Genomic DNA, 12,979 nt, shown 5'->3' on the forward strand with positions numbered 1-12,979 from the left:
GCCGGACTAACCTTTTGTTCGCCCCCGTGGTGGAGCCCCTCATGAGTGATAGGAGCGCGACGGACGACGGCGAGGCGGACCACGAACACGGGCACAGTCATCACCTCGAGGGGCCCGGCTACGCGACGCCGCAGGCCGCAATCGAGGACGGCAGTCGCGAGAAACTGGCCTACGTGATGAGTCTCTACGTCGGGACTGACGTCGACGCGCCGGACTTCGTCGCGGTCGTCGATCTCGATCCAGACTCGGACACGTACTCCGAAATCGTCGACCGGGTCGAACTCCCGAACCGTGGGGACGAACTCCATCACTTCGGGTGGAACGCCTGTTCGTCGTCGTGTCACGTGGATGAACTCGAGCGGCGACACCTGATCGTCCCCGGACAGCGTTCCTCGCGGATACACGTGATCGACGCGAAAGACCGTCGGAACCCGGAACTGATCAAGGTGATCGAACCCGAGGACGTCTTCGAGTACGACCTCTCCGCGCCCCACACCGTCCACTGTATCCCGGACGGGCAGATCCTGATCAGCATGCTCGGGGACGCCGACGGCGAGCTTCCGGGCGGGTTCCTCGAACTGAACGAGGACTTCGAGATCGAGGGACGGTGGGACCAGCCAGGCGATATCGAGATGAACTACGACTACTGGTACCAGCCGCGCCGGAACGTGATGGTCTCCTCGGAGTGGGCCGCACCGGAGACCTACTACCCGGGGTTCGACCTCGACGACGTGGAGGCCGGAAAGTACGGACGGAAGCTCCACTTCTGGGACTGGGAGGCCGGGACCGTCGAGCAGACGATCGATCTCGGCGAGGAGGGACTGATCCCGCTCGAGGTGCGATTCCTCCACACGCCCGAGTCGACCCACGGGTTCGTGGGGGCCGCGCTCTCGTCGAACGTCTTTCACTTCTGGCGAGACGCCGGTGCGAACGGCGGTGCGGGCGAGTACCGCGCCGAGAAGGTGATCGATTTCGAGAGCCGCGAGCATCCGGACTGGGACATGCCGGTGCCAGCGCTGCCGACCGACATCCTGCTTTCGATGGACGATCGCTACCTGTTCGGCTCGAACTGGCTCCACGGCGAGGTCTGGATGTACGACGTCTCGGACCCGTCGAACCCGCGGCGGGCCGACTCGCTCTCGGTCGGCGGCACGTTCGGCGAGATCCGGGAGGTACAGGGCCGCGAGCTGGCGGCCGGACCGCAGATGCTGCAGCTCTCGCTCGACGGTGAGCGCCTCTACTGGACGACGTCGCTGTTCTCCTCGTGGGACGAGGAGTTCTACCCGGAGGAGGGCGAGCGGGGATCGGTGATGCTCAAAGCCGACGTCGATCCCAGAGCGGGCACCCTCGAACTCGACGAGGACTTCCTCGTCGACTGGGGCGACTGCCCGGCGGGACCGGCCCGCGCCCACGAAATCCGGTGGCCCGACGGGGACTGTACGAGCGACGTCTGGCAGTGATGGCCCGGACGACGCACTCATCGAGCCACGACGTCCGCCTCGAGTGGCCCGACGGTCGGACGCGGACGATCGACGTCCGCGAGGACCAGACGGTCCTCGAGGCCGCCACGTGTGCGGACATCGCGCTTCCGTTCGGCTGTCGCATCGGCGCCTGTGCGACGTGTACGGGTCGGCTGCTCGAGGTCGACGAGCCGGACGCACCCGACGGTGACGACGACCGAGGAGCGGTCGACGTCGAGGACGCGTTCGAGTACCGCCAGCAACCGCGAGCCCTGAAAGATCGACACCGGGACGACGGCTACGTGCTCCTGTGTCTCGCCTCGCCGCGAGTCGACTGTCGGATCGCCGTCGGCTCGAGCGTGCACACCGAACTGGTCGACAACCCGTGGAAGTGACGGGACGCGACGGGCTCGAGACGACGGCGGGGAAGCGCGCTCGAAACACAGTCAGTAACGTTAACGGGTCCAGGCGGCTACCCTCGAGCAATGGCAGCAGCCGACGAGGACGAAGAGAACCCGTATCTCCGAAATCCGCCGACGGACTTCGCGCCGATCGGGGACCTCTCCGAGGACCAGGCCGAGCGGCACGTGGAACTGCTCCGCGAGGCCATCCGCGAGCACGACCGCCGGTATTACGTCGAGAGCGAGCCGCTGATCGCCGATCGAACCTACGACGCCCTGTTCGCCCGGCTGCGCGAGCTCGAAGAGGCCTTCGACCTCACCCATCCCGACAGCCCAACGCGGAGCGTCGGGGGGGAACCGCTCGAGGAGTTCGAGACGGTCTCCCACGTCGCGCCGCTGCTCTCGATCGATCAGAGCGGCGAGGCCGAGGACGTCCGGGAGTTCGGCGACAGGGTCGAGCGGGAAGCCGGAGCCGTGAGGTACGTCTGCGAACCCAAGTTCGACGGGGTCTCCATGGAGTTCGTCTACGAGGACGGCCGCCTCGAGCGCGCGGTCACCCGCGGGGACGGCCGGGAGGGCGACGACGTGACCCGCAACGCTCGCACCATCGGCTCCGTCCCGCAGCGTCTCCACGGGGACTATCCGGACTTCCTCGCGGTGCGCGGCGAGGTCTACATGCCCAAAGACGCGTTTCAGGAGCACAACCGCGAGCGCATCGAGCGCGGCGACGAGGCGTTCGCGAACCCGCGCAACGCCACCGCCGGAACGATCCGGCAGCTCGACCCGTCGGTCGTCGCGGAGCGCCCCCTCGAGGTCTTCTTCTTCGACGTCCTCGACGCCAGCGACCTCGAGGAATCTCACTGGGCGGAGCTCGAACGGTTTCCCGAGTACGGCTTGCGAACGAACGATCGCGTCGAACTGGTCGACGACGTCGACGGCGCCATCGACTACCGCGACCGACTGCTCGAGATCCGCGACGACCTCGACTACGAAATCGACGGCGTCGTGCTCAAGGTCGATTCGCGAGACGCCCGGGAGGAACTCGGCCGGACGGCCCGCCACGACCGGTGGGCGTTCGCCTACAAATTCCCGGCCCGGGCCGAGGTAACGAGGATCGCCGACGTGGCGGTCCAGGTCGGTCGAACCGGGCGTCTCACCCCCGTCGCCCTGCTCGAGCCCGTCGACGTCGGCGGGGTCACCGTGTCGCGGGCCAGCCTCCACAACCCCGAGGAGATCGCCGAAAAGAACGTCAACGTCGGCGATACCGTCCGCGTCCAGCGCGCTGGCGACGTTATTCCCTACGTCGAAGAAGTCGTCGAGAAAGGAAGCGAGGGGCACTACGAGATGCCCGACGCGTGTCCCGTCTGTGACAGTCCCGTCGAGCGCGACGGCCCGATCGCGTTCTGTACCGGCGGGCTGGGATGTGAGGCCCAGCTCCGCCGATCGATCGAGTACTATGCGGGCGACGACGGTCTCGACCTGGAGGGCCTCGGCGAGGAGAGCGTCCGTCAACTCGTCGACGCCGGATTGCTCACGACAGTCGCGGATCTCTACGAACTCGACGAAGAGGAGCTCACCGACCTCGAAGGGTGGGGCGAAACCAGCGCCGAAAACCTGCTCGCGGAGATCGATGCCAGCCGCGAGCCGCCGCTCTCGGACTTCGTCTCCGCTCTGGGGATCCCCCACGTCGGCCCGACGACGGCCCGCGAACTGGCCCGCGAGTTCGCCACGTTCGACGCCTTCCGCGAGGTCGCAGAAACCGAGCCCGAGCGACTCGAGGGGGTCAGCGACGTCGGCGAAACGGTCGCCGAGACGATCCACGACTTCTTCACCAGCGAGGCCAACACCACCGTGGTCGACGACGTCCTCGATCACGTCTCTCCGCAGGAAGCCGATGCCGCCGCCGGTGGCGACGAACTCGAGGGGCTCACGTTCGTCTTTACCGGCTCGCTCGAGGACGTGACCAGAAGCGACGCCCAGGAGCTCGTCCAATCCCACGGCGCGAACGCGACGAGCAGCGTCTCGGGCAATACGGACTACCTCGTCGTCGGCGACGATCCCGGCACGACGAAACGCGAGGACGCCGACGCCAACGACGTTCCCATCATCGACGAGGACGAGTTCCGAGCGCTGCTCGAAGACGAGGCGATCGACCTCGAGTGAGACTCACCGATCCGCGGACGCGAGCGGTTTGCATCCACAAAACGTATCCCAACCGGACGGGTGCGACCGGATCACTCGATTCGGACGAGCCGTTCGTTCCAGCACTCCCGACAGGTCGTATTTTTCGTCTCGTACGTACACCCGCAGTTCGAGCAGCGATAAATCCGCTCCGCCGGTTTCTTTCGGTACAGTCGTCCCAGGTACTTCTCGAGGCGCTTCACGTGGATCAGTAGCGTGCCAGCTACAGCGAGTAACAGCCATGAAACCGACATAAGCTTCGTGGCTAGTGTCAGATTGTAATCAGTAAGTCGCAACGGAGAGATCCGGTCATCGTTCCGGGGTCGGCAGCGTGGGATCGACACGCGGTGGTCCTCGCCGCACCGAGTGAGCGAGCGGACGTCGTGGCCCGCGACGGACGAACGCGATTCGAACCCGCGGCGCGGAAATCGACGACCGACGGTCCTACCCTCTGCGGGAGAGGACCACGAAGATTGCGAGTATGGCGGCGACGACTCCGAGAATCGTCGGAACGAGTTGTCCCGAACCCCACTCCCAGCCGAGAACCTGGGTTCCGATGATCGCGACGAGGGCAAACGCCACGCCGATCGCCGTCACGAGCGGGGACGAACTTCGGCCGAACGAAAGTGACATGCCATAATGTAAGTTTTACAACAGTATAAGTGCAGCGGTCGCCCCCCTCGGCCCTGCGCTTCAGTTCGGGAGCCGGTCGGCGATCACCGCGAGCGGCTCGCGCCCCTGTGCTTCCCCCTCGAGGTCGGGCACCGTCACCACGTCGAGATTCGGAAACGTGGTGCGGATCTCGGCCAGTCGTTCCTCGTGGCGCTGTTTGCGCGACCGACAGCGCGGACACCCCTCGTGGGGGCCCTCGAGGACCCGATTGACGACCAGTCGCTCGACCGGCACGTCCGCCTCGCGGAGTCGCTCGACCAGCCGTTCCGTCTCGGCGATGGCCATCGACTCCGGGATGAGCACGACGCGGAACTCGGTCCGCTCGGGATCGACGAGGAGGTCGCGAGCCCGCTCGAGACGAGCCTGAAACGCCGCGAGGTCGTCCGCCTCGTCACGGTCGCCGGTCATCACCGAGATCGGCCCGAGAAACGCCGTTCGGGCGGCCGATCCGATCCGCCGAACCTGCCCGCGCAGCGACTGGGCCGTCTCGAGCGCCAGGCCCATCACCTCGGGCATGTCGAACAGCCGCAACGTGTGGCCCGTCGGTGCGGTGTCGAAGACGATGGTCTCCCACTCGCCCGAGTCGACGTACTCGACCAGCAGATCCAGCGCCGCGATTTCGTCGCTCCCGGCCGGCACGCCGCCCGCGAAGAACCGCTCGATCTCGTCGTCCGAGAGGCTGATCCCGGCGCCGCGGAGGTCTTTGGCCAGCGCCCGCGCGAGTTTCTCGTAGCGCTCCTTTCGCGTTTCGGGGTCGATCTCGACCGCCCAGAGGCCGCCGGGGCGGTCGGCATCAGAATCGGACTCGAGCGGGTGTGGTGGCTCGAGTTCGGTCGGGTCCGGCCCGAGATCCGTCTCGAACGAGTCGGCCAGCGAGTGGGCCGGATCGGTCGAGACGACGAGGGTCTCCCGGCCGGCGGCCGCCAGCGAGAGGCCGGTCGCCGCCGCGCAGGTCGTCTTGCCGACGCCGCCCTTACCGCCGTAGAAGATGCAGTCGGTCACGGCAGCGCGTACGACGGGCGGTGCCGTAAACTGGTACCCCGATAGAAAAGCGACGAGAGTGACCGAAACCGGTACCCGAATCGGACGTGACGCGCCGATTTAGATGTCGACGCGATCGAACCGGAAAAGCGCGATCGCCAGCGGCACGATGATCCAGAACAGCAGGATCATGAAGGAGAACCAGTCTTGCAGGTAGATCGGCAACTCGCCGCCGAACATCTGTGCGCTAAAGTTCGAACCCTGTTCGAGCAGATCGACGTCCGTGAGAAGCGTCAAGCCCCTGTTGTAGGCCTGGCCGGGATCCAGGTTCGTGATGAAGTACGTCCAGTCCTGCCGGCGTTCGACGGTCACTTGTCGTCCCTGAAACTCCCGCGTGTAGGTCACGGTATCGAAGAAGAGGAACTCGCGCTGGCCGAGCATCCTGAAGACAGTTCCGAGTCCGTTCCAGAGGCCGTAGAAGACCAAGAACACGCAGAACATCGCGGCGCCAGCGATGGTCGTCGAACGCGTCAGCGACGAGAGCGAAACGGCGAGGGTCGTGTAGGCGATACCGTATATGATCGACATGGCGAGCAAACCGGCGTAGTCGACGAAATCGAAACCGCCGAGAAACGCCGCAACGATGACTGCGGCGAGGGCGAATCCCACGGTCAGCGATATCGACAGCACGGCCGAGCGGCCGAGTAGTTTTCCGATAACGACGTCCTTTCGCGAGTGGGGGAGCGAAAGGAGGATTTTGATACTTCCGGACTCGCGCTCACCGGCAATCGACTTCCAGCCCAGAATCAGCGCAATCAGCGGCACGATCCACTTGGTGACCTGGCTGACGAGGACGACGAGCATATCGGTCGTCGCTCCCTGCGCTGCGATATCCTCGCCGAAGTACGACAGCGCTCCCGCGATGCCGACCAGTAAGAGGAAGAAAAGCGCGCTCAGCCCCCAGAACAGCCACGAGCGAACCGAATCCTGAAAGTCCTTCTTCGCGACCGCGAAGATGCTTCCGGGATGGATCGAACTCGAGGCCGATCCGCCGCCCGAGGACTCGCCCACGGTTCCGGTGTCGGTACTCATCGCGCGTGCACCCCCGTCTTCGCGCCGGTCGTGTATGATTGGAAGACGTCCTCGAGCGAGGCTTCGGTCGTCTGGAAGTCTTCGACTTCGATGCCGTGGTCCTCGAGCGTCGAGAGGACGGCGGTCTTCGAACCGTCGACGGCGACGACGATCGTCGGCGGGTCCTCGTCCTCGACGGTGGCGCGCGTCACGTCCTGGAGCGAGCGAACGGCTTCGAGGGCGTCCTGGTCGATCCGGTCGACGGTGACGCGCAGGGACGTGCCGCCCGAGACGGAGTCGCGCAGTCCCTCGACGGAATCGACGGCGACCATCTCGCCGTCGCGGAGGATGCCGACGCGGTCACAGACCGCCTCGACTTGCTCCATGATATGGCTCGAGAAAAAGACGGTCGCGCCGCGCTCGTTCTCTTCGCGGACGAGATCGCGCATCTCGCGGGCGCCGTTCGGGTCGAGTCCGGTGGAGGGCTCGTCCAGGATGAGCAGATCGGGTTCGCCGACCAGCGCCATCGCGAGCATGAGCCGCTGGGACATCCCCTTCGAGAAGCCGCCGGCTTTCCTGTCGATCGCGTCCGCGAGGCCCACGCGCTCGAGCAGCGTTTCGGGATCGTTGTCGGCGTTCTTGGAGTCGATCGCGAACTCGAGGTGCTGGCGGGCGGTCAGGCGGCCGTAGGTTTCGACACCTTCGGGGAGGACGCCGGTTCGCTGCCGGATGTCTCGGCTGTGCTGCTGGGCATCCATGCCGAGGACGCTAACCGAGCCATCGGTCGGGCGGGCGAAATCCAGGACGATGTTGATCGTCGTCGACTTGCCGGCACCGTTGGGACCAAGGAAGCCGAACACTTCACCCTCTTCGACCTGGAAGGAGAGGTCGTCCAGTGCGAGGGTCTGACCGAACGATTTGGTCAGGTTGTCGACTGTGATAGCTGGCATGCCCGTACGATCGTAGCGTTGCCCGATAAGGTTTTTGACATCACTAGCGGGTCTGAAACCATCGTTTTTCGCCCGTTGAACCGTTCGTACCGTCATTTCAGCGATCTAACGGTTGGTGGAGATCTAAATCGGATCGTTCGGATCGGACCGGCATGCGGTCCGCTCGACTTCCGCGGCGTACCGGCTTCGAGTCTCACCGTCGGCCACCTGCTCGAGTTCGGTCACCGAAACTGCGCCGCGTCGGTACGATCTGCCGGACACCGTCCCCCTGCTATGCACCCCCTACTCGTGCGAACGAGCCCCGACGTACTTGGGGATCGACGTCGGACCAGTGACGACGAGCACCGATGGCCGAGACGACAGGGGAGTGCGTCGACCGCTGGACCGAACACGTCGACCAGCTCTGCGACGACGGGGAGACCGTCGAACGACGCGTCGACCTCGAGGATGCGACGATCGTCGTCACGAACCGTCGCGTGATGACGTTTACGCCCGAGTCGGACGGGCCACGCTTTCGCCACGTCGATCGGCCGAACGTGGGGACCGTCCGCGTCGAGACGGCCGAACGACTGAGCCAGCTCGTCTGGGGGCTCGGCGCAGCCGTCGTCGGGATCGGATTAGTGGAGACGGCGAGGGCCATCAGATTCACCGAATACGTCCCGGGATTCGAGTTGCAGGGTGCCGACTCGCTCCCGGGAGCGAACGCCGTCGAGAATCTCGTGAACGGCGCGCTCTCCGCGATCGAAACGGCGCTTCTGATACTCGACTGGGCCATTCTCCTGAGCGGCGGCCTGGCGTTCGCCGTCGCGACCGCGTTCGTCGTCCGCTACGTCCGCTCGCGATCGCACCGGCTCGTCCTCCGAATACGCGGCGACGACGACCTCGTGGTGCCCGTCGGTGGCGCCGCTCTCGAGGCCGACCTCGTCGCCGACCTCGAGGCCGCGATTCGGCCGGGGTCGACGCCCGAGGGACGGACACCGGAGGAAGATCGTACCGGCGTCGACGACGGCGAGACGCGACTCGAGAGCGACCGTCGTGGCGATGACCGGGAGCAAACCGATCGGCCCGGTGCGGAGTGGTTAGGAGACGAGGAGTCAGGCTGAAACCCGCCGACGTTCTAGACCCGCCGATGAACGACGATGGGGTTCGCGAGCGTGCGGGATCGTTGCCCCGCGAGCCGGGCGTCTATCAGTTCCGCGAGGACGAAACGACGCTCTACGTCGGAAAGGCAGTCGATCTCCGGGACCGGGTCCGCTCCTACGCCGATCCGCGAAGTGCGCGGATTCGCCGGATGGTCGACCGCGCCGACGGAATCGAGATCGCCGTCACCGACACGGAGACCCAGGCGCTGTTGCTCGAGGCGAACCTGATCAAGCGCCACCAGCCCCGGTACAACGTCCGACTCAAGGACGACAAGTCCTATCCGATGGTCCAGGTGACGGCCCACGACGCCCCTCGGATCGAGATTACGCGCGACCCGGACGGCGAGACTCACGGCGCCTCGAGCGCGGGTAGCCCGAAACGCCGTTCCGCGAACCCTTCGAGCGGGCAGCGCCCGCGAAAAGACGGCGGTACCGCGAGCGAGCCGACCGTCTTCGGCCCCTACACGAACAAGGGCCAGGTCGAAACCGTCGTGAAGGCGCTGCGAGAGACTTACGGCGTCCGCGGGTGTTCCGATCACAAGTACGCCGGCCGTGACCGTCCCTGTCTCGACTACGAGATGGGGCTTTGCACGGCGCCCTGCACCGGCGAGATCGACCTCGAGAGCTACGGCGAGGACGTCGCCGCCGTCGAGCGGTTTCTGGAGGGCGAGACGGGCATTCTCGCAGATCCGCTGCGCCGGGAGATGGACGCCGCCGCGCGGGAGCAACACTTCGAGCGCGCGGCGAATCTGCGGGACCGCCTCGAGACCGTCGAAGCCTTCCACGGCGAGGGCGGCGAGGCGGTCCAGTCGGCCGGCGACGAGCGGGCCGTCGACGTCCTCGGGGTCGCAATCGAAGGCGAGGACGCGACCGTCGCCCGCCTCCGCGCGGAAGACGGCAAACTGGTCGGGCGCGATCGGCACACGCTCGAGGCGCCCGGGTCCGCTGGAGTCGACGCCGAGAGTGATTCGGACGGCGTCCCGGCCGTTCTGGCGGCCTTCCTCGTCCAGTACTACGCCGAACGCGAACTCCCGGATGCGCTCCTGTTACCGGAACGCCACGGGGACGGAGAAGTCGCGGCCTGGCTCGAGGCCGAAGGCGTCGCCGTCCGCGTCCCGGGAGCGGGACGGGAGGCCAAACTGGTCGAACTCGCGCTGAAGAACGCCCGGCGAAACGTGGGTCGGCGCGACGAGTGCGGGATGCTCGCGGACGCCCTCGAACTCGAGGCGGCCGGGCGGATCGAGGGCTTCGACGTGAGCCACGCCCAGGGCAAGTCGGCGGTCGGGAGCGACGTCACCTTCGTCGACGGGAGCGCCGAAACGGCCGACTACCGGCGAAAGAAGCTCACCGATCAGAACGACGACTACGACAACATGCGCGCCCTCCTCGAGTGGCGCGCACGCCGCGCCATCGAGGGGCGTGACGACCGGCCCGACCCCGATCTGATACTGATCGACGGCGGCGAGGGACAACTCGCGGCCGCCCGCGACGCGCTTTCAGCAGTCGGCTGGGACGTTCCGGCGGTCGCACTGGCCAAAGCAGAGGAGCGGGTGATCACCCCGGACCGGGAATTCTCCTGGCCGAGCGACGCGCCGCATCTGCACCTCCTCCAGCGCGTGCGAGACGAGGCCCACCGTTTCGCAGTGCAGTACCACCAGACCGTCCGGGACGAGGTCAAGACGGTGTTAGACGACGTCCACGGAGTGGGTCCCGAAACCCGAAAGCGGCTCCTCGGTCGCTTCGGAAGCGTCGAAAACGTCCGCGAAGCGAGCCTCGAGGATCTCCAGAGCGTCGAGGGAATCGGCGCGAAGACGGCGGAAACGATCAAGTCGCGCCTCTGAAAAGGCCTCGAGACGGATCGCCGACGCGCAGACGCGCCGAAACCGACGAGCGCGCTCGAAGCAGCCAGGGGAATGCTGGCCGCGTCGAATACGGGCGCGTGGCGATCGCGGCCATCCCGAAAGCCGTTCGACGGCCGCGACGCCCCTCGATCTCGCCAGTCCGCTGGTGTGACCGGCCGAACGTGTCGGCTGTTGCCGGCTCAGACCTTTTTTATCCCGGAATCGGAGTCGAAGCATGCCGACTCACGTGAGTGTCGAACAGGTTCGCTGGTGGCTCGACCAGAACGCCGTCCGGGACATCACGTCCCACTCCCAGGAGGAGACGGAGTTCAATCTCCAGGTGACCCTCTCACGGCTGCCGATACACCTCATCAAAGAAGAAAAGCGGGGGCCGATCAGGGTCGTCGGGCGCAGCGCGTTCGACACGGAACGGGCCAAGCGGCTCGTTCGCGAAGACGAATCGCGCGCGGAGCTGTTGGGCCAGATCGGGCCGGTGCTCGCGTCGACGCCCGGCTTCTACACGTTCCTCGACGAGGAGGGGGAAGCGTGTGACCTCCGGAACGCCGAAACGCTCCAGTTGGAACATTGGATCTATCCGGGCGAAGCGACCCAGCAGTCGATGATGGACAGTCTGGTGACATCCTCCCCGCCGTGAACGGCGGGGCTTCCCCTACAAGGGGAATCCGTCTTGGCCGGTTTCAGTCCGAGTATGCCGAGAGCGTCATCTGCGAGGGGTTCTCGCTCGTCTCCCGGTGGACTGTGGCGCTGTCACAGGCGCTCCCATCCCGAGGCGAGTCATCGCGTTCCGGCTCCCAAGGAACGCTCTCTCCCCACGGGTCTGCGCGACTGGCGATATTCGCCGCCGCGTTGATGTCTGCTTGGAACTCCGACACGTGGCAATCGTCGTGCGGACACACGAACTCCGCTTGCTGACTCCGCCGACCGAGACGACCGCAAGCGTGGCACGTCTGCGAGGTGTACGCTGCATTGACGTACTCGACTGGAATGCCTTCTTCCGTCGCCTTGTCCTCGATGCGCCCCTGTAGCCGTGCGAACGCCCACGCATGAAGCCGCCGGTTGATGAACTTGCCGTAATCCAACCGTTCGCGGATGTACGACAGGTCTTCGAGGACGATAACGGGGTTCTCGAAGGATTCGGCGTATTCGACGGCCCGCCGAGACACCTTCTCGACAATATCCGTCAGGGCGTTCTGGTAGTGGTCGAATCGTTCGTCCACGCGCCACTCGGCGGCGTCACGTTCTTGAAGCCGCTTGAGCGTGGTGTGCATCTCTTTGCGGAGGTGTCGCGCCCGACTGCCACTCTCCATCATCGGCTCCCGGGGTACGTCGCGTTTGAGGGCACAGCCCGTAATCAACGCGCTCTCACCTACGTCGAAACCGATGTACGTCGGGTCGTCCGAGTCGGTCGGTTCTTCGACCGGGTATTCGACGGTGACGTGCAACTCCCACGACGTGCGGTGTCGCTGTAGCCGCAACTCGCCTGCCTTCGCATCTCCGTCGAGCAGGTCGGACCACAGAGATTCTTGTTCGGGGTTAATCCGAAGCGGAATCCAGAAGTTCGTTCCGCGTCCGGGTTGCGGGGCCTGCCAGACAAAACCGTGTTCGCGCTCCCCCGAGTGGTCGAACTTCGCGGCCCGATTGACGAGTCGAAGCGGATGCTCGTCGTCCAGCTCCTCGGCGTTGTACGTCGAACGGAGTTTCGGGACGTAGGACTTAAGCGCGTCTTTGGCTTGGTACGGCAGGTCGTAGGGCGTCACAACGTCGTTGACGGCAGACATTGTGTCGGCTCTATTGTCGAAGGCGTCGTGGAGTGCTTCGCGGTAGGTGTCCAAGAGCCGCTGTAGGCGTTGCTCTTTGCCCGCAGTGGGCGTAGCGAGCGTAGCCTGTAGCGTCTTTGTCACCGTCTCGGACACACTACCCCGGTGGGCGACCGACACACATAAACGTAACGTTGGTGTAACACCATGCATGAAGTACGTCAAAATAGAGTTCGAGGACGAATCGCAGTACGAGAGCCTGAAAGAGACAAAGAAACACCACGGTCTGACGTGGAAAGGAATGCTACTCCACGCTCAGAAGGAGTTGGATTCCGGCAGTGCCGATTGAGCGGTGGACAGCGTAGTCAAGTGACGCGATTCCCCACCCGGCCTAAAGGCCGGGGTTCCCTCGTTGATTGAAGATGGGCATCGCCACCGGGATGCGCTTCGTCCAGAACGTGCTCGCAGCGACCCACCTCGGTCCGCCCGTAGAATCGGACGA

The 12,979-nt window shown here is 65.5% G+C and carries 14 protein-coding genes; 7 read left to right on the forward strand and 7 right to left on the reverse strand.

The window, feature by feature from the left end; translation table 11 throughout:
* The first annotated feature begins 41 nt into the window (after window positions 1-41).
* The 3 genes from NJT13_RS10635 (at window position 42) to ligA (ending at window position 4,024) form a co-directional block, all read left to right on the forward strand.
* Window positions 42-1,460: a selenium-binding family protein gene (locus tag NJT13_RS10635; protein ID WP_254521544.1), complete on the forward strand. Its 1,419-nt coding sequence runs from the start codon at window positions 42-44 to the stop codon at window positions 1,458-1,460.
* Entirely contained in the window at window positions 1,460-1,855 is a 396-nt protein-coding gene (locus NJT13_RS10640) for a 2Fe-2S iron-sulfur cluster-binding protein (RefSeq protein ID WP_254521545.1), read from the forward strand. Before NJT13_RS10635 ends, NJT13_RS10640 begins: the two co-directional genes overlap by 1 nt.
* 90 nt (window positions 1,856-1,945) lie before the next feature.
* On the forward strand, window positions 1,946-4,024 hold the full coding sequence (gene ligA / locus NJT13_RS10645) for an NAD-dependent DNA ligase LigA (RefSeq protein ID WP_254521546.1): 2,079 nt from the start codon (window positions 1,946-1,948) through the stop codon (window positions 4,022-4,024).
* A 71-nt stretch (window positions 4,025-4,095) separates the two neighbouring features.
* Here the strand turns inward: ligA and NJT13_RS10650 are convergent, their stop codons facing one another.
* From NJT13_RS10650 to NJT13_RS23675, 6 genes are all read right to left on the reverse strand, one after another.
* Window positions 4,096-4,296, reverse strand: a complete 201-nt coding sequence (locus tag NJT13_RS10650; RefSeq protein WP_254521547.1) for a hypothetical protein — start codon at window positions 4,294-4,296, stop codon at window positions 4,096-4,098.
* A gap of 190 nt (window positions 4,297-4,486) precedes the next feature.
* Complete coding sequence (locus NJT13_RS10655; RefSeq protein ID WP_254521548.1) at window positions 4,487-4,675, reverse strand: multidrug transporter; 189 nt, start codon at window positions 4,673-4,675, stop codon at window positions 4,487-4,489.
* A gap of 60 nt (window positions 4,676-4,735) precedes the next feature.
* Window positions 4,736-5,716 (reverse strand): ArsA family ATPase, encoded by a 981-nt coding sequence (locus tag NJT13_RS10660; protein WP_254521549.1) that lies wholly within the window; start codon window positions 5,714-5,716, stop codon window positions 4,736-4,738.
* A 99-nt stretch (window positions 5,717-5,815) separates the two neighbouring features.
* On the reverse strand, window positions 5,816-6,787 hold the full coding sequence (locus tag NJT13_RS10665) for an ABC transporter permease (protein ID WP_254521550.1): 972 nt from the start codon (window positions 6,785-6,787) through the stop codon (window positions 5,816-5,818).
* Window positions 6,784-7,716 carry an ABC transporter ATP-binding protein gene (locus tag NJT13_RS10670; protein ID WP_254521551.1) on the reverse strand — a complete coding sequence of 311 codons (933 nt, stop codon included), beginning with the start codon at window positions 7,714-7,716 and terminating at the stop codon, window positions 6,784-6,786. The genes NJT13_RS10665 and NJT13_RS10670 overlap by 4 nt, the downstream gene beginning before the upstream one ends.
* Before the next feature lie 123 nt (window positions 7,717-7,839).
* Window positions 7,840-7,995 (reverse strand): DUF7967 family protein, encoded by a 156-nt coding sequence (locus NJT13_RS23675; protein WP_484549605.1) that lies wholly within the window; start codon window positions 7,993-7,995, stop codon window positions 7,840-7,842.
* 68 nt (window positions 7,996-8,063) lie between these two features.
* Here NJT13_RS23675 and NJT13_RS10675 point away from each other — a divergent pair, with 68 nt between their 5' ends.
* The 3 genes from NJT13_RS10675 to NJT13_RS10685 all read left to right on the forward strand — a co-directional run bounded on the left by NJT13_RS10675 (window position 8,064) and on the right by NJT13_RS10685 (window position 11,354).
* Window positions 8,064-8,819 (forward strand): hypothetical protein, encoded by a 756-nt coding sequence (locus NJT13_RS10675; protein WP_254521552.1) that lies wholly within the window; start codon window positions 8,064-8,066, stop codon window positions 8,817-8,819.
* A gap of 26 nt (window positions 8,820-8,845) precedes the next feature.
* A complete protein-coding gene (locus NJT13_RS10680; protein WP_254521553.1) occupies window positions 8,846-10,699 on the forward strand; it encodes an excinuclease ABC subunit C in 1,854 nt (617 codons plus the stop codon).
* Window positions 10,700-10,934: 235 nt separating this feature from the next.
* Window positions 10,935-11,354, forward strand: a complete 420-nt coding sequence (locus tag NJT13_RS10685; RefSeq protein WP_254521554.1) for a hypothetical protein — start codon at window positions 10,935-10,937, stop codon at window positions 11,352-11,354.
* 43 nt (window positions 11,355-11,397) lie between these two features.
* Here NJT13_RS10685 and NJT13_RS10690 read toward each other — a convergent pair whose 3' ends face one another.
* Complete coding sequence (locus tag NJT13_RS10690; protein ID WP_254521555.1) at window positions 11,398-12,633, reverse strand: RNA-guided endonuclease TnpB family protein; 1,236 nt, start codon at window positions 12,631-12,633, stop codon at window positions 11,398-11,400.
* A 55-nt stretch (window positions 12,634-12,688) separates the two neighbouring features.
* On the opposite strand from NJT13_RS10690, the gene NJT13_RS10695 reads away from it, so the two are divergent.
* The gene (locus tag NJT13_RS10695) at window positions 12,689-12,826 is read left to right on the forward strand and encodes a hypothetical protein (protein WP_254521556.1); all 138 of its coding nucleotides are present in this window, start codon (window positions 12,689-12,691) and stop codon (window positions 12,824-12,826) included.
* Window positions 12,827-12,979 lie beyond the last annotated feature (153 nt).

The organism is Natrinema caseinilyticum (assembly GCF_024227435.1).
Lineage (GTDB): Archaea > Halobacteriota > Halobacteria > Halobacteriales > Natrialbaceae > Natrinema > Natrinema caseinilyticum.